Source organism: Pseudomonas sp. MF5691 (assembly GCF_016405645.1).
Taxonomy (GTDB): Bacteria; Pseudomonadota; Gammaproteobacteria; order Pseudomonadales; family Pseudomonadaceae; genus Aquipseudomonas; species Aquipseudomonas shahriarae.
On the sequence record NZ_JAEKDC010000011.1, the window covers coordinates 193629 to 212986 of the forward strand.

The following is a 19358-nucleotide window of genomic DNA, read 5'->3' on the forward strand; positions in this document are numbered from 1 at the left end:
GATCAGACCCGGAACTGGTCCATCAACCCCTGTTGCTGATTGGCCAGGCTGTTCAGCGTCTGGCTGACCCGCGCCGATTCATTGGCTTGTTCCGACAGCGACTCGGTCACATCACGAATCGTCGCCACGTTGCTGTTGATCTCCTCGGCCACCGCGCTTTGCTGCTCGGCGGCGCTGGCAATCTGCAGGTTCATGTCGCTGATCACCGTCACCGCATCGCCGATCTGGCGCAATGCCGTGACGGCCTGGCCGACCTGTTCGACACTGCCCTGGGCCTGGCGATGGCTGTTGCTCATGGAGCTCACCACTTCCTGGGTGCCGTTTTGCAACTGTTCGATCACCTGGCGGGTTTCTTCCACCGACTCCTGAGTGCGCCGTGCGAGGTTGCGCACCTCGTCCGCCACCACCGCAAAACCACGCCCGGCTTCACCGGCACGGGCGGCTTCGATGGCGGCGTTGAGGGCCAGCAGGTTGGTTTGTTCGGCAATCGCGCGGATCACTTCCAGCACTGAACCGATCTGCTCGCTATTGGCTGCCAGACCTTCGACCTGGGCCATCGCCGTGCTCATGTCGGCAGCCAGGTGGCCGATGCTGGTGGTGGTGCGGTCGATCACCGTCAGGCCTTCGCGGGTGGCCTGGTCGGCATCCCGTGCAGCGTGTGCCGCCTGCGCGGCGCTGCGGGCGACGTCCTGGGCGGTGGCGCTCATTTCGTGGGAGGCGGTGGCCACCTGATCCACCTGGCGGTACTGCTGCTCCATGCCGGCACTGGTCTGGCTGGCGATTGCCGCTGATTGGTCGGCGGTGCTGCGCGCGTCCTGCACCGAGCGTTTGACCTCGGCAATGATCGGTTGCAGTTTGTCGAGGAAGCGGTTGAACCAACTGGCCAGTTCGCCCAGCTCGTCGCGCTTGTCGTAGGCCAGGCGCCGGGTCAGGTCGCCTTCGCCGCTGGCGATATCCTCCAGCATATGGGCCACGCCGAGGATCGGCCGGGTGACACTGCGGGCCATCAGCCACACCAGTAGCAAACCGACGATGGCGGCGAGCAGGCCCAGGCCAAGTTCCAGCAGGGTGCCTTTGGTGTTGTCGGCATCCAGCTCGGCCTTGAGGGTTTCGGCGGGGCCGATCAGGACTTTTTCCGGCACATCCAGCAACACGCCCCAGGACTTGCCATTGGGAATGGGCTGGAACGGTGCCAGCACCTTGAGTTGATGGTCGGTACGCAGGCTGTAGGTCTGGGTGCTGCCGGCCATGGCGCTGATCAGTTGTGCGCCGCTGGCGGTATCCACACTGTCCAGGCGCTGGCTGAGCTTGCTCGCATCCGGGCTGTAGCCGGCCAGCAAACCCACTGGGCTGATGATGCTGACGTTGGTCTGGCCGTCATACAGCTCGCGGCTGGCATTCTGGCTGACTGCCTGCAGGCTGTTGAGGTTGATGTCCACCGACAGCGAGGCGATGACTTTGCCATTGGCCATGAGCGGGAACACGATGCTGGTCAGCAAGACGTTGTGCCCGTCGATCACATAGAAGTACGGCTCGATCACACACGGCTTGAGGGTGGAGCGTGGGCAGGTGAACCAGGTGTTGGCCTTCTCGCCGCTGGGGCCGACGCTGGTGTCGGACATATCGCTTTCCGGCAGCGCCATCGAGGTCAGGGTGCCGGGTGTCGGCTGCGACCAGTACAGGGCAAAGCGTCCCTTTTCATTGCTGCCCAGCTCCGCTTGGCCGGCGAACAGCTCATCCTTGCCATCCAGGGCATTGGCCTCAAAGACCAGGGACAGGCCCAACAGGTCCGGGTTGGCTTGCAGGGCGGCCTTGACCTGGCGGGTCAGGTCTTCACGCAGGTCGAAGGCATCGAGGAAGCGTTTTTCGGCCTGTTCGCGCAAAAACAGCACCTGGCGCGAAAAGCCATGGCCATATTGGTAGGCGTCCATAAATTGCTGGCGGATGCCCAGCGCCTGCACTTCACCCTGGGCTTCGATGCGCGATTGGGCGGCAACATTAAGCATCTGTGTGCTGGAGGTCTGGACCCGTTGCGAACTCTGGTCCATCCGATACAGCGAAAGACCCACCAGCAGGGTCACGATGCCCAACAGACAAAGGCCGGCGAGGAGGGTGATTTTCCATTGAATGGACAGCTGCCTGAGCGACATGGAGATCCTTAACCTTTCGTTGCGACAGAGATAATCCACGCTATCGGCCGCCGGTTGTTTTTCTTTATTCATACGTTCAATTGAATCTATTCGCGACGTCGTTCTTTGACATGGCGCGCCGGCTGCTGCAAAGTGCGCGGCCTCTAATAAAACTCCCTTTCTGCGTGTGCCGTGGTCGACATCTGGCCGGGGCGCCGGCACGTGTTGTGTTTATATTTCTGTCTTGAGGTAACCATGATTAACGCAGTAATCGCCGCGGTCGGTACCATGCTCGTGCTCAGCCTGTCCCGCGTGCATGTGGTCATCGCGATCATCGTGGGTGCCCTGGTCGGCGGTTTGACCGGTGGCCTGGGGATCGACGCGACGCTCAGCGCGTTCAACAGCGGCTTGGGCGGCGGTGCCACGGTGGCGTTGTCTTACGCATTGCTCGGTGCTTTCGCGGTGGCGATTGCCAAGTCCGGCCTGGCCCATGCCCTGGCGGACAAGGCCCTGCTGCTGGTGGGCCGCCAGGACACCACTGGCGGCAGTTCTGTCAAATGGCTGCTGATCTGCCTGCTGGGAGCGGTGGCGATTGCCTCGCAGAACATCCTGCCGATCCATATCGCCTTTATCCCGCTGCTGGTACCGCCGCTGCTGTATGTGCTGACCAAGTTGCAGATTGACCGGCGCCTGATCGCCTGCGTCATGACCTTCGGCCTGATCACCCCGTACATGTTCCTGCCGGTGGGCTTCGGCAATATCTTCCTCAACCAGATCCTGCTGGCCAATGTCGCCAAGAGCGGGGTGGATATCAGCCAGGTCAACGTTACCCATGCCATGGGTATTCCGGCGCTGGGCATGGTGTTCGGCCTGTTGGTGGCGGTGTTTATCAGTTACCGCAAAAAGCGCATCTACGACCAGCAGAAGATCGAGCGGGTCGAGCAAGTGGCGGTGCAGTACAACCCGCTGACCCTGCTGGTCGCCGGGCTGGCCATTGCCTCGGCCTTTATTATCCAGTTGTGGCTGGACTCGATGATCATCGGTGCCCTGGCGGGTTTCCTGATCTTCTCGGTATCGGGCATCGTGCGCTGGCGCGACACCGATGATCTGTTCACCGAAGGCATGAAAATGATGGCGATGATCGGCTTCATCATGATCGCGGCGTCGGGGTTTGCCGAAGTGCTCAAGGCCACCGGCCAGGTACAGACGCTGGTGCAGGACTCGGCCGATTTTATTGGCCACAGCCGTGGCGTGGGTGCGCTGTTGATGTTGCTGGTGGGCCTGCTGGTGACCATGGGCATCGGTTCGTCGTTTTCCACCGTGCCGATCCTTGCGGCGATTTTTGTGCCGCTGTGTGTGCAACTGGGGTTCAGCCCGCTGGCCATTGTCTGCATCGTCGGCACCGCCGGGGCCCTGGGCGATGCCGGTTCGCCGGCGTCCGACTCCACCCTGGGGCCGACCTCGGGTTTGAACATCGACGGCCAGCACCACCATATCTGGGACACCGTGGTCCCGACCTTCCTGCACTACAACCTGCCGTTGCTGGTATTTGGCTGGTTTGCCGCGATGACCCTGTAACAAGCAGATTCCTACAGTTTTCTCCTTTAGGGCCGTTAACCTCCTAACGTTGCCCTACAAGAGAGAAGATCCATGCGTCTGAGTCTGAAGGCCAAAGTCCTGTCCCTCGCCGTACTGCCGGTGTTGTTGTTTGCCGTGGTCATCAGCCTGACCACCGTGTGGATCCTCAAGGAACAGGCGCGCACCGAGGTGGCCGAAACCCGCCAGCGCCTGCTCAACAACGCCAAGGCCACCCTGCAAAGTTATGTCGAAGTGGCGATGACCACCATCAAGCCGCTGTACGACGCCGCAGCCCCCGGCGATACAGAGGCGCGGGCGCAGGTGGTCAAGCTGTTGTCCAACACAACCTACGGCAAGGACGGCTATTTCTTCGGCTACGACTCCGAAACCATCCGCCTGTTCAAGGGCAACAGCCCCGACGGCGTGGGCAAAAGCTTCAAGGACAACCGTGACCCCAACGGCGTCTACGTCAACCGCGACCTGGTCAGGGTCGGCAAGGACGGCACCCACTACCTGCAATACAGCTCGACCCAGCCGGGGCAAACCGAACTGGTGCCCAAGCTCGGCTACACCGAGTACCTGCCCAAGTGGGACATGGTGATCGGTACTTCGGTCAACCTCGACGGTATCGAGGCCCTGGTCAGCGAAGTCGAAGCCAAGGTCAACGAGCGCATGGAAGGGGTGTTGTTGAGCATTGTCGGCATCGCCGTAATCCTGCTGTTGCTGATCGCTGCAGCGGGCATGCTGCTGGCCAATACCATCCTGCGCCCCTTGCACCTGATGAAAGCCAACCTCGACGATATCGCCGCCGGTGAGGGCGACCTGACCCGGCGCCTGGCAATCACCAGCCAGGACGAGTTGGGTGAACTGGCCGGCTCGTTCAACCGGTTTGTCGACAAGATCCACGGCCTGGTACGCCAGATCACTGACATGACCTCGCAACTGACCGGGCTGGTCAGCCAGGTGTCCGAGCAGGCCCATCGTTCGGAACAGGCCATGGAACGCCAGCGCCAGGAAACCGACCAGGTGGCGACGGCGATCAATGAAATGTCGTCTGCCGCCCATGAAGTGGCCCGCAGTGCCCAGGGCGCGGCCGTGGCGGCGCAGCAGACCGACGCCGAAGGCCAGGCCGCCAAGCGCGTGGTGGATGGCAGCATCGCGCAGATTCATGCGTTGGTGAATGACATCCGCAGCAGTGGCGTGTCCCTGGATAGCCTGCAACAGGACGTGTCGTCGATTGTCAGCGTGCTCGGGGTGATCCGCTCGATTGCCGAGCAGACCAACCTGCTGGCCCTCAACGCCGCCATTGAAGCCGCCCGTGCCGGTGAAGCCGGGCGTGGCTTTGCGGTGGTGGCCGATGAAGTCCGCGCACTGGCCAGCCGCACCCAGCAGAGCACCCAGGAAATCCAGGGCATGATCGACCGCCTGCAAAAGGGCACCGAGGCGGCCGTGGAATCCATGCGCCGCTCCAGCGATGCCGGCGACGGCACCTCGGCCCAGGCCAATGAAGCCGGGGCGTCCCTCGATACCATGGCGCAACTGATCGGGACCATCAACACGATGAACGCGCAGATCGCCAGTGCTGCAGAAGAGCAAACCGCCGTGGCCGAAGAGATCAACCGCAGCGTGCATCAGATTGCCGTGGCGGTGGACAGCGTGGCGGACGAGACCCAGCAGGGCGCACAGACCTCCCGCAGCCTGGCGGAACTGGGGCAGCGGTTGGGGCAGTTGGTGGGGCAGTTCAGGATCTGATCTGGCAATTGCGGTGCTGGTTCTGGCCTCATCGCAGGCAAGCCAGCTCCCACACTTGATCGGTGAACATGGTCAAAATGTGGGAGTTGGTGGGGCAGTTCAGGATCTGATCTGGCAATTGCGGTGCTTGATCTGGCCTCATCGCAGGCAAGCCAGCTCCCACACTTGATCGGTGAACATGGTCAAAATGTGGCGGTTGCTGGGGTAGTTCAGGATCTGATCTGGCAATTGCGGTGCAGGTTCTGGCCTCATCGCAGGCAAGCCAGCTCCCACACTTGATCGGTGAACATGGTCAAAATGTGGCGGTTGCTGGGGTAGTTCGGGATCTGATCTGGCAATTGCGGTGCTTGATCTGGCCTCATCGCAGGCAAGCCAGCTCCCACACTTGATCGGTGAACATGGTCAAAATGTGGGAGCTGGTGGGGCAGTTCAGGATCTGATCTGGCAATTGCGGTGCTGGTTCTGGCCTCATCGCAGGCAAGCCAGCTCCCACATGTTGAACTGTGAATGCAGTCAAATGTGGGAGCTGGCTTGCCTGCGATGGGGCCCTAACAGCCGCTACACATCCCGCATCAACAACCCAAACCCGATATCCATGTCCAACGGCACCGGCACATACACCGTGTGCCCATCCCCCGGCGCCACCTCAATCGCCTCACCCTTGGCGTTATGCATCATCCCCAGGTCAAAATGGAAGTTCCCCGCCGGGGTCATCAGTTCCAGGTGATTGCCCACGGCAAAGCGGTTCTTCACCTTGACTTCGGCCAGCTCCCCGCGCCGTTCGCCGGTCAATTCCCCGACAAACTGCTGTTGTTCCGAGACGGAGCTGCCGTTCTGGTAGTTCTGGTATTCGTCATGCACGTGGCGGCGCAGGAAACCTTCGGTGTAGCCACGCTGGGCCAGGGACTCAAGGTTGGTCATCAAGCCCCGGTCGAACGCACGACCGGCCACCGCATCATCAATGGCCTGGCGGTACACCTGGGTGGTGCGCGCCACATAAAAGTGGGACTTGGTGCGGCCTTCGATTTTCAACGAATGCACGCCCATCTGCGTCAGGCGCTCGACATGCTGCACCGCCCGCAGGTCCTTGGCGTTCATGATGTAGGTGCCGTGTTCGTCCTCGAAGGCCGGCATCTGCTCATCCGGGCGGTTGGCCTCCTGCAGCAGGAACACCTGGTCGGTGGGCGCGCCAAGGCCCAGGGTCGGCTCGGGCTGATACTGCTGGACGATATCGCCCACGGTGTTTTCGGCCGCGGGTGTGGCCTGGTATTTCCAGCGGCAGGCATTGGTGCAGGTGCCCTGGTTGGCATCGCGCTTGTTCATGTAGCCGGACAACAGGCAACGCCCGGAGTAGGCCATGCACAGCGCGCCATGCACAAACACTTCCAGCTCCATGGCCGGCACGTGCTGGCGGATTTCGGCGATTTCTTCCAGGGACAGCTCCCGCGACAGGATGATCCGGCAGATGCCTTGCTGCTGCCAGAACTCGACACTGGCCCAGTTCACCGTGTTGGCCTGCACCGACAGATGGATCGGCATCTGCGGGAAGTGCCGGCGCACCAGCATGATCAAGCCCGGATCGGACATGATCAGCGCGTCCGGGCCCATGGCGATCACCGGTTCCAGGTCCTTGAGGAAGGTTTTCAGCTTGGCATTGTGCGGCGCGATATTGACCACTACATAAAAGCGCTTGCCCTGGGCCTGCGCCTCGGCGATGCCCAGGGCCAGGTTGGCGTGATCGAACTCGTTATTACGCACCCGCAAGCTGTAGCGCGGCTGGCCGGCGTAGACCGCATCGGCGCCGTAGGCAAAGGCGTAGCGCATGTTTTTCAGGGTGCCGGCAGGGGCGAGCAATTCGGGAGCGAGGACAGGGAGCATGGGATTCAGATCGCAAAAGGGCGGCAGGGTAGCCGAGCCGGGCCTGGCGGTTATTGATCTGGGTCTACGCTGTAGAAATAAAGATGGCACTCGCCGGATGCGCGGTGGACTAAGCAACAGGGCGCGCTGGGCGCCCGACGTTTTTCTGGCACGGATCGGACATGAACCAAACGAATCTGCAATTCAAAACCCTGCTATTGCTGCTGGTCCTGGTGACCCTCGCGTTTTTCTGGATCCTGTTGCCGTTCTACGGCGCGGTGTTCTGGGCGGTTATCCTCGGGATCATCTTTGCGCCTATGCAGCGGCGCCTGCAGCTCAAGTTTGGCTGGAACCGCAACCTCACGTCGCTGTGTACCCTGATGGTGTGCCTAGTGATCGCGATCTTGCCGGTGATCATCACCAGCGCCTTGCTGGTGCAGGAGGGGGCGACGCTGTACAAGAACGTCGAAAGCGGCAAATTGGATGTGGCGGGCTACATCGAGCAATTCAAGAACTTCCTGCCGCCGTACTTCCAGCACCTGCTGGATCGCTTCGGCATGGGCAACCTGGAAGGCCTGCGCGAGAAAATCGTCAAGGGCGCGATGCAGGGCAGCCAGTTCTTTGCCAGCCAGGCATTCAGCTTTGGTCAAGGCACCTTTGATTTCCTGGTGAGCTTTTTCATCATGCTCTACCTGCTGTTCTTCCTGCTGCGCGACGGCCCCGAACTGGTGCGCAAAGTACGCACGGCGGTGCCGCTGGCCGAGCCACAGAAGCGTCGCCTGCAACTGAAGTTCAACCGCGTGGTACGGGCGACCGTCAAGGGCAATGTGCTGGTGGCGGTGACCCAGGGGGCACTGGGTGGCCTGATCTTCTGGTTTCTGGATATTCCCAGTGCGTTGCTCTGGGCGGTGCTGATGGCGTTTCTGTCATTGCTGCCGGCGGTGGGTGCCGGGATTGTGTGGGGGCCGGTAGCCGCGTACTTCCTGCTCAGCGGTTCAATCTGGCAAGGGGTGGTGCTGGCCCTGTTCGGGGTGTTTGTGATCGGCCTGGTGGACAACGTGCTGCGCCCGGTCCTGGTGGGCAAGGACACCAAGATGCCGGATTACCTGATCCTGATCTCGACGCTGGGCGGCCTGTCGGTCTTCGGCCTCAATGGTTTTGTGATCGGGCCGTTGATTGCCGCGCTGTTTATTTCCAGCTGGGGGCTGTTTGTCGAAACCAAACCCCGGGTACGCCTGCCATTGCCCTAAGCCGAGAAGCAGTGCGCCATCTTGCGTGACAGGGCCTGGGCGGCGGGCAGTGAGGTCAGGGGGCCACTGATGGCTTCACCGTCGCGTACCAGGTACCAACAGGCGAGCAAACCCAGCTCGCGAAGGGGGACAGGGACGGCACTGCCGACGACGGACATGATCTGGATAGTGGGCATATCTACCTCCATTGCTGATGGAGGTCACCTTACGGTGGCCCGGCGGCGAGGGAAAATCACCTTGCTCGATAGTCAACATCACTGTCATCGAGGCTGCGCCGGCAGGGTCTCAGTCAACCACCTGGTCCAGCATGTGCAGCACTTCCTGTTCATTGAGCAGGCCCTTGTGGACCAGGTTTTCTGCCAGCAGCGAAAGAAACTTGGCGCTGCGATGGCCTTCCAGGTGCTTGAGCTCGGTCAAGGCGCTATAGACCTTGCTCGAGGTGCAGAGGCCGGCGGTATGATGCGGATTTTGTGTGGGCATGCTGGGCGTCCTTGTTGTTATGGCCTGTTATGGGGGACAGTTTTGATAGTGAGAGTGCCGTGTGACACAAACATGACAGCGCGGCCCCCAATTGGGCAAGTGCACGTTGGCCTTAATAATGTCGGAATTAACAGCCAGGGTTGTCCCCATAACGACCCTGGCGAGATTTATTCAGACCAGGCCACCCATAAAAAAGCCCCGCCGGGTGTGCGGGGCTTTTGCTGCTGGGTTTACCAGCCACGCCCGTAATAGCCGCGGGGCGGGCCGTAGTAGCCACGTGGTGGCCCGTAATATACGGGCGCCCGGCGGTAATACACCGGCTGCTGCACGTACACTGGCGCCGGCTGGTAATAGACCGGTGGCGGGGCGGCATACACCGGCTGTGGCTGGTAATACACCGGTTGCTGCTGCACATACACCGGTCGATCATGGCTGGCGATCACAGAGCCAACTACGGCTGCGCCGACAACCGCACCCAATACGGCCGGGCCACCCCAACCGCCACCATGGGCGGAGGCTTGGCCGGCTACAGCAAGTGCACCGATCAGCAAAGCGATCCTGGGGATTTTACGAATCATGGTCTTTCCTCGGTTGGCCCCTGCGCTTGTGGTCTGCAATCAATAGACTCAAGGATTGTCGCGGGGATACTTTTAAGACAACGTATTTCAGGAAAACAGCACGGCCACTAGGTAAAGGTTGTGTAAGGTCTGTACCGATTTGCTTACTTCGAAGAGGCGTTACCGATGCTGATGAACCCCAACAAGGATACCCAGTTGTGCATGTCGCTGTCGGCCCGTCCGGGCAATTTCGGCCTGCGATTTCATAACCATTTGTATGAGCAACTGGGGCTGAACTTCTACTACAAAGCGTTCAGCAGCCAGGACTTGAACGGCGCCGTGGCCGGGATCCGTGCCTTGGGGATTCGTGGGTGTGGGGTGTCGATGCCGTTCAAGGAAGCCTGCATCGAGCTGGTCGATGAGCTCGACGAATCGGCCCGCGCCATCGCCTCGATCAACACCATTGTCAACACCGCCGGGCACCTCAAGGCCTACAACACCGACTACATCGCCATCGAGCAACTGCTGCAAAAACACGCGGTGCCCAAGGACTCGACCTTCGCCCTGCACGGCAGCGGCGGCATGGCCAAGGCCGTGGCCAGTGCCTTGCGGGATGGTGGCTATGCCAATGGCGTGATCGTTGCGCGCAATGAAACGGCGGGTCGGGCCCTGGCGCAGAACCTGGGCTATCAGTGGCAGGCGACCTTGGGTGAAGCGCGCCCGCAGATGCTGGTCAACGTGACGCCGATCGGCATGACTGGCGGCGCCCAGGCGCAGGACCTGGCCTTCGAGGCCGACGCAATTGATGCGGCAGACACCGTGTTCGATGTGGTGGCGATCCCCGCCGAAACGCCCTTGATCGTGCGGGGCAGGGCCCAGGGCAAGCGGGTGATTACCGGCCTGGAAGTGATCGCGATCCAGGCCCTGGAGCAGTTCGTGCTGTACACCGGCATCCGGCCGACGGACGAACAGTTCCAGAAGGCCGTGGATTTCGCCCGGCAGTAAACACCGCCGGCCCATGTGGGAGCGGGCAAGCCCTAATGCAACGCAATGCTCAAAGCAGCGAAGATCAAATGTGGGAGCGGGCTTGCTCGCGACGACGTCGGCCCAGCAAACATTGGTGTTGAATGACCCACTGCTTTCGCCAGCAAGCCCGCTCCCACACAAGTCCGCTCCCATAAGGGGGGACGTTTATTCGAGGCGTGACAGGCGCTCTTCCAGCGCCGCAATCCGCGCCTCCAGCTCCTCGATGCGCTCCACGGAAACCCCACTGGCGCTGCTGCGCTCCACCGGGCTACCGCGTGCGGCCAGGATCGCCTCGATATCCGCGGGGTCACCCAGGGAGTGGGTGTAGCGGTCTTCGCGCTGGCCGGCCTGCTTGGGTACCAGTACCGCCAGGTCGCGGGCGATCAGGCGTTCCAGCTGATGCACCACCTGCTCGGCATCTTCAAAATCATGCATGCGCCCGCTGCGGGTCAGCAGTTCGTTGACCGTCTGCGGCCCGCGCAGGAACAGCAGGCCGGTAAGGATCACCTGTGCCGGCACCAGTTCCAGGGCCTTGTCCACGCGGTGTTCCCAGCGGTCGGCGCGACTGCCCATCACCAGCTTGGTAAAACCACGGCCCTCCAGGGCGCGCAGGCTCTGGCCAACCTGGCCCTGGCTGAGGTTCATCACCGGTTCCCGGCTGGTTTTCTGGTTGCAGGCCAGGACCAGGGCGTTGAGGGTCAGCGGGTAGGTTTCCGGGTTAGTGGCCTGTTTCTCGATCAGGCAGCCCAAAACGCGGATTTCCGTGCTGTTCAGGCGCGGCTCGGAAGAGGTGGTGTCGTGCTCGGCGGTCATCGCGCTTTCCCTATGCAGTGAGCCCACTAGCCTAATCCCGAAAAAATAAAAGACAAGCAGCGCTCATGTCTATAATCGCCGCTGTTCAAACCCTGTCACCACTGTCGAGACTGTCATGACTATTTCCCTGTACGCCGCTTCACTTCCGGTCTTCAAGCAAATGCTCAACGCCCTGAGCGATGTGCTGAACAAGGCCGAGGCCCACGCCACCGCCAAGAACATCGACCCTAACGCCTTGCTGCAGGCGCGTCTGTTCCCGGACATGTTCCCGCTGGTCCGTCAGGTACAGATCGCCGTGGATTTTGCCAAGGGCGTTTCCGCGCGCCTGGCTGAGATCGAAGTGCCGAAATACGAAGATACCGAAGTTACCTTCGCTGACCTGCAAGCGCTGATCGCCAAGGTCCTGGCCTTTATCGACACCATCACCCCGGCACAGATCGACGGCAAGGAAGGTATCGAGATCGTCACCCGTCCGGGCACGCCTAAAGAGAAACGCTTCAGCGGCCAGTCCTACTTGCTGACCTACGGCCTGCCGCAGTTCTTCTTCCACGTCACCACCGCCTACGCCTTGCTGCGTCATAACGGTGTGGAAGTGGGCAAGCGTGACTACATGGGCGCGTTCTAAGCCCCGAGTCACACCGCAAAACCAATGTGGGAGCTGGCTTGTATGGGAGCTGGCAAGCCAGCTTCCACCCAAACCAGCGCCCACTTGCTTGCCGGGTTGTGTCAGGCCGGGTTCTTGTCTTCCTGGCCCAGGCACGCCGCAGCGGTGAACAACACGTCGGTAGACGAGTTCAGCGCGGTTTCCGCCGAATCCTGCAAAACCCCGATAATGAAGCCTACGGCCACCACTTGCATGGCGATTTCACTCGGAATGCCGAACAGGCTGCACGCCAGTGGAATCAGCAACAGCGAACCCCCGGCCACACCCGACGCGCCACACGCACAGACCGCCGCAACCACGCTGAGCAGCACGGCGGTCGGCAGGTCGACGGCGATGCCCAAGGTGTGCACGGCCGCCAGGGTCAGCACGGTAATGGTGATCGCGGCGCCGGCCATATTGATGGTCGCACCCAACGGGATCGACACCGAATAGGTGTCTTCATGCAGGCCCAGGCGCTCACTCAACGCCAGGTTGACCGGGATATTGGCCGCCGAACTGCGGGTGAAGAAGGCGGTGATCCCACTTTCACGCAGGCACAACAGCACCAGCGGGTACGGGTTGCGGCGCAGTTTCCAGAACACGATGGCTGGATTGACCACCAGTGCCACGAACAGCATGCAGCCGATCAACACCAGCAACAGGTGCGCATAACCCAGCAAGGCATCGAAGCCGGAAGCAGCCAGGGTCGAGGCCACCAGGCCGAAAATACCCAGGGGGGCGAAGCGAATCACCACGCGCACGATCAGCGTGACGCCGTTGGACAGGTCGGCCAGCACGGTACGGGTGGTTTCCCCGGCATGACGGATCGCGATGCCCATGCCGATGGCCCAGGCCAGGATCCCGATGAAGTTGGCGTTCATCAGGGCGCTGATAGGGTTGTCCACCACGCTGAGCACCAGGCCCTGCATTACCTCGCCAATCCCGCCAGGGGCGCTGACGGCCACGTCATGGGTGCTGAGCACCAGGTTCGAGGGGAAGAGGGTGCTGGCAATGACCGCGACCGCCGCAGCGGAAAAGGTGCCCAGCAGGTACAGGAACAGAATCGGCCGGATATGGGTTTCCTGGCCATGCTTGTGGTTGGCAATCGAGGCCATCACCAGCACAAACACCAGGATTGGCGCCACGGCCTTGAGCGCCGAGACAAATACCTTGCCGATAAACGCGGTGGACAGGGCCGCACTGGGCGACAGCAGGGCCAGTAAGATGCCAGCGGCCAGGCCGATGACAATCTGGGTGACCAGGCTGAGGCGCATAAGTCGTTGAAAGAGAGAGGGAGCAGCAGTCATAAGAGTGTCTCTAGTTTTTTTAATGTGTACAGCGCTATGCAGGGCGCGAAGTCTAACATGCTGTAGGAAATATCCAGTTTACTGCGGCATTCAGTCGCCAAGTCCGTGTGTGGCACGGTCACATTCTGTTAAGATTCGCCATCCTCTTCTTATATCTCTGTCAGCGGGCCTCAAGGCTAACGCTGGCGTCGCCGTTTCTGGAGTTGTGCATGTTGTTGCCCATCCTGCTGCTGTCCGCAGCCGGTTTTACCGTGTTGACCACCGAATTTGTGATTGTCGGGCTATTACCCTCCATCGCTCGCGACCTGGATGTGAGCGTGTCCCAGGCCGGTCTGCTGGTGACTTTGTTTGCCTTTACCGTGGCCGCGTTCGGGCCGTTTCTGACCGCGTATTTCGCGCGTTTCGAGCGCAAGCGTCTGTTTATCAGCATCCTATTGATGTTCGGCGCGGCCAATACCCTGGCGGCCCTGGCGCCGAATATCTGGGTGATGGCCGTGGCCCGCCTGATTCCCGCTCTGGGGCTGCCGGTGTTTTGGGCCCTGGCCAGTGAAACGGCAGTGGACATCGTCGGGCCGGACTACGCTGGCCGGGCGATTGCCAAGATCGGTTTCGGGATTGTCTGCGCTACCGTCTTCGGCATCCCGGTGGGCACCCTGATCTCCGATGCGTTTGGCTGGCGCAGCGCCTTTGGCATCCTCGCCGGGGTGGCGATGCTCAAGGCATTGCTGCTGTTGATCTACCTGCCGGCCACCACCGTGAAAAAGGACGCGGTGACCCTGCGTTCGCAGTTCAAGATCCTGCGCAGCCCGTTGATGCAGGGCCATGTGTTGCTGTCGATCCTGGTCTTCAGCGGCATGTTCACCGCTTACACCTACCTGGCCGATATTCTGGAGCGCCTGGCCGGCTTCGATGGCACCCTGGTGGGCTGGTGCCTGATGGGCTTTGGCGCCGTCGGCCTGATCGGTAACTCCCTGGGCGGGCGCATGGTCGACAAGCATCCGCTGATCGCTTCTATGGTGTTCTGCGGCTTTATGATCGCCGGCATGGTGGCGCTGGTACCGGCGATCCACTCCACCCTCGGCCTGGCGGCGGCCATGGCGATCTGGGGCGTGACCCAGGCGGCGCTGTTTTTGGTCAGCCATGTGCGGTTGATGAAGGCCGCACCCCATGCGCCGGCATTTGCTGCGTCCTTGAACATTGCCGGGGCCAACCTGGGCATTGGCCTGGGCGCGATGGTCGGTGGGCGGGTGATCGACACCATGGGCCTGGGCAGCCTGGGGTTTGCCGCGTCGGGGTTTATCCTGCTGTCGATTCTCCTGGCCCTGTGGCTGATGACCGCCAAGACCCGGGTCGCCTGCGCCTAAAGCGCGGTAAACAGCTCGCGGCGAGCACCTTCGGTAATCGCCACGATGCCGGGGTGCTTGACCTTGCGCTCCACCGAGATGGCATAGAACGACTCGGTGACCGCGTCTGTCTGGCCAATCAATGCCACGCCGTATTGGCGTAGCACTTCCTCGGCAATCACGCTGGGGGCGATAAAAATCCCGCTGCCGGATTGGCCGAACGCCTGCATCAAGGCGCTGTCGTCGAACTCGCCGATAATCTTCGGACGAATCTGCTGCTCGGCGAACCAGCGCTGCAAACGGCTGCGCACCACGGTTTCTGCACCTGGAATCAACAGCGGCGCACCGTGCAGGCATTGTGGGAAATCGCCGCCGTGCAGGTCCGCCAGCGCCTGGGTGGCGAAGAAGCTGATGCCACATTCCCCCAGCTTCTGGCTGTAGCCCTTGATATCCAGGTGGGTCGGCATCGGGCTGTCGGAGATCACCAGGTCCAGGCGCTGGATCGCCAGGTCGGCCAACAGCCGCTCCAGTTTGTCTTCGCGGCAGGTGATGCGCAGCGGCTCGCTCAGCTCCATGGTCGGCGCAATCAGGCGGTAGACGATGGACTTGGGCACCACGTCCGCCACGCCGACACGAAACACAATCTGTTGTTCATTGGGCTGGGCGCGCAACATCGCTTCCAATTCACTGCCGGTCTGGAACATCTGCTCGGCATAGGGCAGGGCCTGGCGCCCGGCCTCGGTCAGTTCCAACTGGCGGCCGACTCGTTGAAACAGTGCGATACCAAATGTCTGCTCCAGCAGGCTGATTTGCCCGCTGATGGTCTGCGGTGTGAGGTTCAGTTGCTCGCAGGCACGCACGATGCTGCCGGTCTTGGCGACCACCCAGAAGTAATGCAGTTGTCGGTAGTTGAGCATCAGGTGCCTCGGTTGCAGAGTGTTACTTCGTATAAATCGAAGTATAAGCGAAAAAAATACGAATTTTCCTGAAGTGTTCGCTTCCTTAGAATGCCTCGCTATCGCGAGCCCAATGCTTGGGCCCAACGGTTCTAACGAGGAATACATCATGAAACTCAATTCCCTGGGCGCGGCGTCGTTGCTTGCGCTTTCATTAGTGGTGCTCAGTGGTTGCGACCAGGTCGAGAAAAGCACGCAGCAGGTGCTGGGCAAAGCCAGCGAAGCGGCCAAGCAGGCCATTGACGACACCCATAAAGCCGCCGAACAGGCGTTGAGCGAAGCGACCCAGGGCTTGATCGCCCCCAAGGACGACGAGCAAGATCAGGACTCCAAGCCTGAGCCAAGTTCCCAAGAAGCTTAATTCCCCGTATACCGAGTCAGGACTGACCTATGGATTATCTTGTACAACTGGCCGCGAGCCCTACCGCCTGGGTGGCCCTGGCGACATTGATCGTCATGGAAATCGTGCTGGGGATCGACAACCTGATCTTCATCTCGATCCTCACCAATAAATTGCCGGAGCAGCACCGGGCCAAGGCACGGCGCATCGGCATCAGCATGGCGCTGATACTGCGCCTGGGCCTGTTGAGCACCATCGCGTTTATTGTGCAATTGACCTCGCCGGTATTCGAAGTCTTTGGCCAGGCGTTTTCGTGGAAGGACATGATCCTGATCGCCGGCGGCCTGTTCCTGGTATGGAAGGCAACCACCGAGATCCACCACAGCATGGACCCGGAGCCCGAAGAGAAGGCCAGCGTCGGCAATACAGTGGCTATTGGCTTTGCCGCGGCCATCGGGCAGATCCTGTTGCTCGACCTGGTGTTCTCTATCGACAGCATCATCACCGCCGTCGGTATGACCGAGCACTTGCCGATCATGATCATTGCTGTGGTGACGTCGGTAATCGTGATGCTGGTGGCGGCTGAACCCCTGGCCAAGTTCATCAACGACAACCCGACCGTGGTCATGCTGGCCCTCGGCTTCTTGATCATGATCGGCATGACCTTGATCGCCGAAGGCTTCGGTGCCCATGTGCCGAAAGGCTACGTGTACGCGGCCATGGCTTTCTCGGCTGCCATCGAGTGCCTGAACATTGCCCGGCGTAATCGCCACAAGCGTTTGCTCGCTGCCCGCCAGTAACCGCTGAACCTCAAAGGCCGGCTGCGCTCACAAGAGCCCAGCCGGCCTTTTGCTGTCTGTTAGAATCCCCGCACTTGATAGTTTGAGGTCCACCATGAACGAGCCGATTCGCCTGACCCAGTACAGCCACGGTGCCGGTTGCGGCTGCAAGATTTCGCCACAGGTGCTGGAAGTGATCCTCGCCGGCAGCGGTGCGCAGAACCTCGACCCCAAGCTCTGGGTGGGTAATGCCTCGCGGGACGACGCGGCGGTGTACGCCATTGATGACGAGCGCGGGGTGGTGTCCACCACGGACTTTTTCATGCCGATCGTTGACGATCCCTTCGATTTCGGGCGCATTGCTGCCACCAACGCCATCAGCGATATCTACGCCATGGGCGGCGATCCGTTGATGGCCATCGCGATTCTCGGCTGGCCGGTCAATGTGCTGGCCCCGGAGATCGCCCGGGAAGTGATTCGCGGTGGCCGTGCGGTGTGCGACGCGGCGGGCATTCCCCTGGCCGGTGGGCACTCCATCGATGCCCCGGAGCCGATCTTCGGCCTGGCCGTCACCGGGCTGGTGCACAAGCGTCATATGAAGCGCAACGACACCGCCACCGCCGGTTGCCGCTTGTACCTGACCAAACCCCTGGGCATCGGCATCCTCACCACCGCCGAGAAGAAGGGCAAGCTGCGGGAAGCCGATATCGGCCTGGCGCGGGACTGGATGTGCACCCTCAACAAGCCCGGCAGCCGCTTTGGCAAGCTGGCCGGGGTCAGCGCCATGACCGACGTGACCGGTTTCGGCCTGCTCGGGCACCTCGTGGAAATGGCTGACGGCAGCGGTTTGACCGCGCTTATCGAATACGAAAAAGTCCCACGTCTGCCAGGGGTCGAGTACTACCTTGACCAGGGTTGTGTGCCTGGCGGTACGTTGCGCAACTTCGACAGTTACTCGCGCCAACTGGGCCGTATCAATGAGTTGCACAAGCGCGTGCTGTGCGACCCGCAAACCAGTGGCGGGTTGCTGGTGGCGGTCACGCCTGAGGGCGAAGCCGAGTTTCTCGCGGCAGCGGCCGAACTGGGGCTGAACCTTGCGCCCATTGGCCAGTTGGTCGAGCGACAGAGCCACGCGGTAGAGGTGTCTTGATGCCCATCGACATCACCGATTACCGCGATATCTTTCTTAACGACCGGCCGATGATGGATACCCGTGCGCCGGTCGAATTCGTCAAGGGTGCGTTCCCCGGCGTGGTCAACCTGCCGTTGATGAACGATGACGAACGCCAGCGGGTGGGCACTTGCTATAAGCAGCAAGGGCAGCAGGCCGCGATTGTGCTGGGGCACCAACTGGTCAGCGGCGCAACGCTGCAGGAGCGACTGGCGCGCTGGACCGCGTTTGCCCAGGCCAACCCTGACGGTTACCTGTATTGCTTCCGTGGCGGCTTGCGCTCGCACTTGGTGCAGAAGGTGCTCAAGGACGAAGCGGGGATCGACTATCCCCGGGTCGGCGGTGGCTACAAGGCTATGCGTACCTTCTTGCTGGAGACCGTGGACCAGGCTGTGGAGCAGTGCGATTTCGTCCTGCTGGGTGGCCTGACCGGCAGCGGCAAGACCGAAGTGCTCCAGCAACTGCGCAATGGCCTGGACCTGGAAGGCTACGCCAACCACCGGGGCTCCAGCTTTGGCAAGCGGGCCACGGGCCAGCCGTCGAATATCGACTTTGAAAACCGCCTGGCGGTGGACGTACTGAAAAAGCGCGCGCGGGGCATCGAGCAGTTTGTGCTTGAGGACGAAAGCCGCATGATCGGTAGCTGCGCTTTGCCGCTGAACCTGCACCGGGGCATGCAGGCGTACCCGATGGTGTGGCTGGAAGAGAGCCTGGAAAACCGCGTCGAGCGGGTCTTGCGCGACTATGTGATCGACCTGTGCGCGCAGTTCAACGCAGAGTTTGGTGAAGCGGGCTTCTGCCTGTTCGCCGAGCGCCTGGTGCAGAGCCTGGCCAATATCCACAAGCGTCTGGGTGGGGAGCGCTACCAGCGCTTGCACGGGCTGATGCAGGACGCCCTGGCCGAGCAGGCCCGCTCGGGGAACGTGGATTTGCATCGCGGCTGGATTGTCGGGCTGCGTGAATATTACGATCCGATGTACGCGTTCCAGCGTGAGAAGAAGGGCGCCCGGATCGAGTTTTCCGGGGAGCAGGGCGCGGTGGTGGAGTATCTGCGCGAGCGTGCTGCCCGGCGCGGGTGATTGGTTGGTTTTCAGGGCACCATCGCTGGCTTGCCTGCGATGAGCTACAGGTCTCTTTAGTGATTCTTAGGTTTGTGTACATATCCGTTGCTGCGGTCATGGCCACTTAGGGTTCCGCCCTTACGGCGGCTCACTTTGGAAAAGCCCCAAAGTAAGCAAATGTATGGTCAGGGTATGACTCACCCACATGGGTTACAAATCAGTTCACGCACATAGGTAACAGTTATTAACTGGCAGGGTCGATTTTGTGAGGATCTGACCATGCCCTGGGAAGAGCTGAAACCTATGGACCTCAAAG

Annotated in this window: 18 protein-coding genes and 2 pseudogenes; 11 read left to right on the forward strand and 9 right to left on the reverse strand. The window is 61.2% G+C overall.

The annotated features are described in order from the left end of the window. Positions 1–2: 2 nt before the first annotated feature. A complete protein-coding gene (locus JFT44_RS29175) occupies positions 3–758 on the reverse strand; it encodes a methyl-accepting chemotaxis protein (RefSeq protein ID WP_374068247.1) in 756 nt (251 codons plus the stop codon). Between the two features lie 150 nt (positions 759–908). Further along, positions 909–2222, reverse strand: a pseudogene (locus JFT44_RS29180) (chemotaxis protein); the annotation flags it as partial. Positions 2223–2387: 165 nt separating this feature from the next. Here JFT44_RS29180 and JFT44_RS17580 point away from each other — a divergent pair. From JFT44_RS17580 to JFT44_RS29190, 3 genes and pseudogenes are all read left to right on the forward strand, one after another. After that, on the forward strand, positions 2388–3707 hold the full coding sequence (locus tag JFT44_RS17580; RefSeq protein ID WP_169990072.1) for a Na+/H+ antiporter family protein: 1320 nt from the start codon (positions 2388–2390) through the stop codon (positions 3705–3707). Positions 3708–3779: 72 nt separating this feature from the next. Further along, positions 3780–4601 (forward strand): annotated as a pseudogene (locus JFT44_RS29185) (cache domain-containing protein); the annotation flags it as partial. A 102-nt stretch (positions 4602–4703) separates the two neighbouring features. Next, on the forward strand, positions 4704–5459 hold the full coding sequence (locus JFT44_RS29190) for a methyl-accepting chemotaxis protein (RefSeq protein WP_374068248.1): 756 nt from the start codon (positions 4704–4706) through the stop codon (positions 5457–5459). A gap of 558 nt (positions 5460–6017) precedes the next feature. On the opposite strand, the gene yegQ is transcribed toward JFT44_RS29190, so the two are convergent. Then, positions 6018–7337, reverse strand: a complete 1320-nt coding sequence (gene yegQ / locus JFT44_RS17590; protein ID WP_057959101.1) for a tRNA 5-hydroxyuridine modification protein YegQ — start codon at positions 7335–7337, stop codon at positions 6018–6020. Positions 7338–7498: 161 nt separating this feature from the next. Between yegQ and JFT44_RS17595 the strand changes: the two genes are divergently transcribed. Continuing rightward, positions 7499–8566 (forward strand): AI-2E family transporter, encoded by a 1068-nt coding sequence (locus JFT44_RS17595; RefSeq protein ID WP_057959102.1) that lies wholly within the window; start codon positions 7499–7501, stop codon positions 8564–8566. On the opposite strand, the gene JFT44_RS17600 is transcribed toward JFT44_RS17595, so the two are convergent. The 3 genes from JFT44_RS17600 to JFT44_RS17610 form a co-directional block, all read right to left on the reverse strand. Continuing rightward, complete coding sequence (locus JFT44_RS17600; protein WP_057959103.1) at positions 8563–8742, reverse strand: hypothetical protein; 180 nt, start codon at positions 8740–8742, stop codon at positions 8563–8565. The two genes, JFT44_RS17595 and JFT44_RS17600, sit on opposite strands and share 4 nt — an antisense overlap. A 109-nt stretch (positions 8743–8851) precedes the next feature. Next, positions 8852–9046, reverse strand: a complete 195-nt coding sequence (locus JFT44_RS17605; protein WP_057959104.1) for a hypothetical protein — start codon at positions 9044–9046, stop codon at positions 8852–8854. A gap of 230 nt (positions 9047–9276) precedes the next feature. Next, positions 9277–9624 (reverse strand): hypothetical protein, encoded by a 348-nt coding sequence (locus JFT44_RS17610; protein ID WP_057439463.1) that lies wholly within the window; start codon positions 9622–9624, stop codon positions 9277–9279. 165 nt (positions 9625–9789) lie between these two features. Here JFT44_RS17610 and JFT44_RS17615 point away from each other — a divergent pair, with 165 nt between their 5' ends. Beyond that, positions 9790–10608, forward strand: a complete 819-nt coding sequence (locus JFT44_RS17615; RefSeq protein ID WP_128593925.1) for a shikimate 5-dehydrogenase — start codon at positions 9790–9792, stop codon at positions 10606–10608. A 186-nt stretch (positions 10609–10794) separates the two neighbouring features. Here JFT44_RS17615 and JFT44_RS17620 read toward each other — a convergent pair whose 3' ends face one another. Continuing rightward, positions 10795–11442 carry a YceH family protein gene (locus JFT44_RS17620; RefSeq protein ID WP_057439461.1) on the reverse strand — a complete coding sequence of 216 codons (648 nt, stop codon included), beginning with the start codon at positions 11440–11442 and terminating at the stop codon, positions 10795–10797. A gap of 115 nt (positions 11443–11557) precedes the next feature. On the opposite strand from JFT44_RS17620, the gene JFT44_RS17625 reads away from it, so the two are divergent. After that, complete coding sequence (locus JFT44_RS17625; RefSeq protein ID WP_057439460.1) at positions 11558–12067, forward strand: DUF1993 family protein; 510 nt, start codon at positions 11558–11560, stop codon at positions 12065–12067. Positions 12068–12168: 101 nt separating this feature from the next. On the opposite strand, the gene sstT is transcribed toward JFT44_RS17625, so the two are convergent. Next, entirely contained in the window at positions 12169–13392 is a 1224-nt protein-coding gene (sstT, locus tag JFT44_RS17630) for a serine/threonine transporter SstT (RefSeq protein WP_057959106.1), read from the reverse strand. Between the two features lie 209 nt (positions 13393–13601). Here sstT and JFT44_RS17635 point away from each other — a divergent pair, with 209 nt between their 5' ends. Further along, complete coding sequence (locus tag JFT44_RS17635; protein WP_057439459.1) at positions 13602–14756, forward strand: MFS transporter; 1155 nt, start codon at positions 13602–13604, stop codon at positions 14754–14756. Here the strand turns inward: JFT44_RS17635 and nhaR are convergent. Then, complete coding sequence (nhaR, locus tag JFT44_RS17640) at positions 14753–15652, reverse strand: transcriptional activator NhaR (protein WP_057959107.1); 900 nt, start codon at positions 15650–15652, stop codon at positions 14753–14755. The genes JFT44_RS17635 and nhaR overlap by 4 nt on opposite strands. Before the next feature lie 148 nt (positions 15653–15800). On the opposite strand from nhaR, the gene JFT44_RS17645 reads away from it, so the two are divergent. The 4 genes from JFT44_RS17645 (at position 15801) to mnmH (ending at position 19060) form a co-directional block, all read left to right on the forward strand. Then, the gene (locus JFT44_RS17645) at positions 15801–16052 is read left to right on the forward strand and encodes a hypothetical protein (RefSeq protein ID WP_057959108.1); all 252 of its coding nucleotides are present in this window, start codon (positions 15801–15803) and stop codon (positions 16050–16052) included. Positions 16053–16081: 29 nt separating this feature from the next. Continuing rightward, positions 16082–16831 (forward strand): TerC family protein, encoded by a 750-nt coding sequence (locus JFT44_RS17650; protein ID WP_057439456.1) that lies wholly within the window; start codon positions 16082–16084, stop codon positions 16829–16831. Between the two features lie 94 nt (positions 16832–16925). Then, a complete protein-coding gene (gene selD / locus JFT44_RS17655; RefSeq protein ID WP_057439455.1) occupies positions 16926–17960 on the forward strand; it encodes a selenide, water dikinase SelD in 1035 nt (344 codons plus the stop codon). Next, positions 17960–19060 (forward strand): tRNA 2-selenouridine(34) synthase MnmH, encoded by a 1101-nt coding sequence (gene mnmH / locus JFT44_RS17660; protein ID WP_128593926.1) that lies wholly within the window; start codon positions 17960–17962, stop codon positions 19058–19060. The genes selD and mnmH overlap by 1 nt, the downstream gene beginning before the upstream one ends. Positions 19061–19358: the final 298 nt, after the last annotated feature.

Coding starts and splice junctions, on each gene's coding strand:
- JFT44_RS29175 (WP_374068247.1), bottom strand. CDS start 758: ATGGAGCAGCAGTACCGCCAGGTGGATCAGGTGGCCACCGCCTCCCAC.
- JFT44_RS29190 (WP_374068248.1), top strand. CDS start 4,704: ATGGAACGCCAGCGCCAGGAAACCGACCAGGTGGCGACGGCGATCAAT.
- yegQ (WP_057959101.1), bottom strand. CDS start 7,337: ATGCTCCCTGTCCTCGCTCCCGAATTGCTCGCCCCTGCCGGCACCCTG.
- JFT44_RS17595 (WP_057959102.1), top strand. CDS start 7,499: ATGAACCAAACGAATCTGCAATTCAAAACCCTGCTATTGCTGCTGGTC.
- JFT44_RS17600 (WP_057959103.1), bottom strand. CDS start 8,742: ATGCCCACTATCCAGATCATGTCCGTCGTCGGCAGTGCCGTCCCTGTC.
- JFT44_RS17605 (WP_057959104.1), bottom strand. CDS start 9,046: ATGCCCACACAAAATCCGCATCATACCGCCGGCCTCTGCACCTCGAGC.
- JFT44_RS17610 (WP_057439463.1), bottom strand. CDS start 9,624: ATGATTCGTAAAATCCCCAGGATCGCTTTGCTGATCGGTGCACTTGCT.
- JFT44_RS17615 (WP_128593925.1), top strand. CDS start 9,790: ATGCTGATGAACCCCAACAAGGATACCCAGTTGTGCATGTCGCTGTCG.
- JFT44_RS17620 (WP_057439461.1), bottom strand. CDS start 11,442: ATGACCGCCGAGCACGACACCACCTCTTCCGAGCCGCGCCTGAACAGC.
- JFT44_RS17625 (WP_057439460.1), top strand. CDS start 11,558: ATGACTATTTCCCTGTACGCCGCTTCACTTCCGGTCTTCAAGCAAATG.
- sstT (WP_057959106.1), bottom strand. CDS start 13,392: ATGACTGCTGCTCCCTCTCTCTTTCAACGACTTATGCGCCTCAGCCTG.
- JFT44_RS17635 (WP_057439459.1), top strand. CDS start 13,602: ATGTTGTTGCCCATCCTGCTGCTGTCCGCAGCCGGTTTTACCGTGTTG.
- nhaR (WP_057959107.1), bottom strand. CDS start 15,652: ATGCTCAACTACCGACAACTGCATTACTTCTGGGTGGTCGCCAAGACC.
- JFT44_RS17645 (WP_057959108.1), top strand. CDS start 15,801: ATGAAACTCAATTCCCTGGGCGCGGCGTCGTTGCTTGCGCTTTCATTA.
- JFT44_RS17650 (WP_057439456.1), top strand. CDS start 16,082: ATGGATTATCTTGTACAACTGGCCGCGAGCCCTACCGCCTGGGTGGCC.
- selD (WP_057439455.1), top strand. CDS start 16,926: ATGAACGAGCCGATTCGCCTGACCCAGTACAGCCACGGTGCCGGTTGC.
- mnmH (WP_128593926.1), top strand. CDS start 17,960: ATGCCCATCGACATCACCGATTACCGCGATATCTTTCTTAACGACCGG.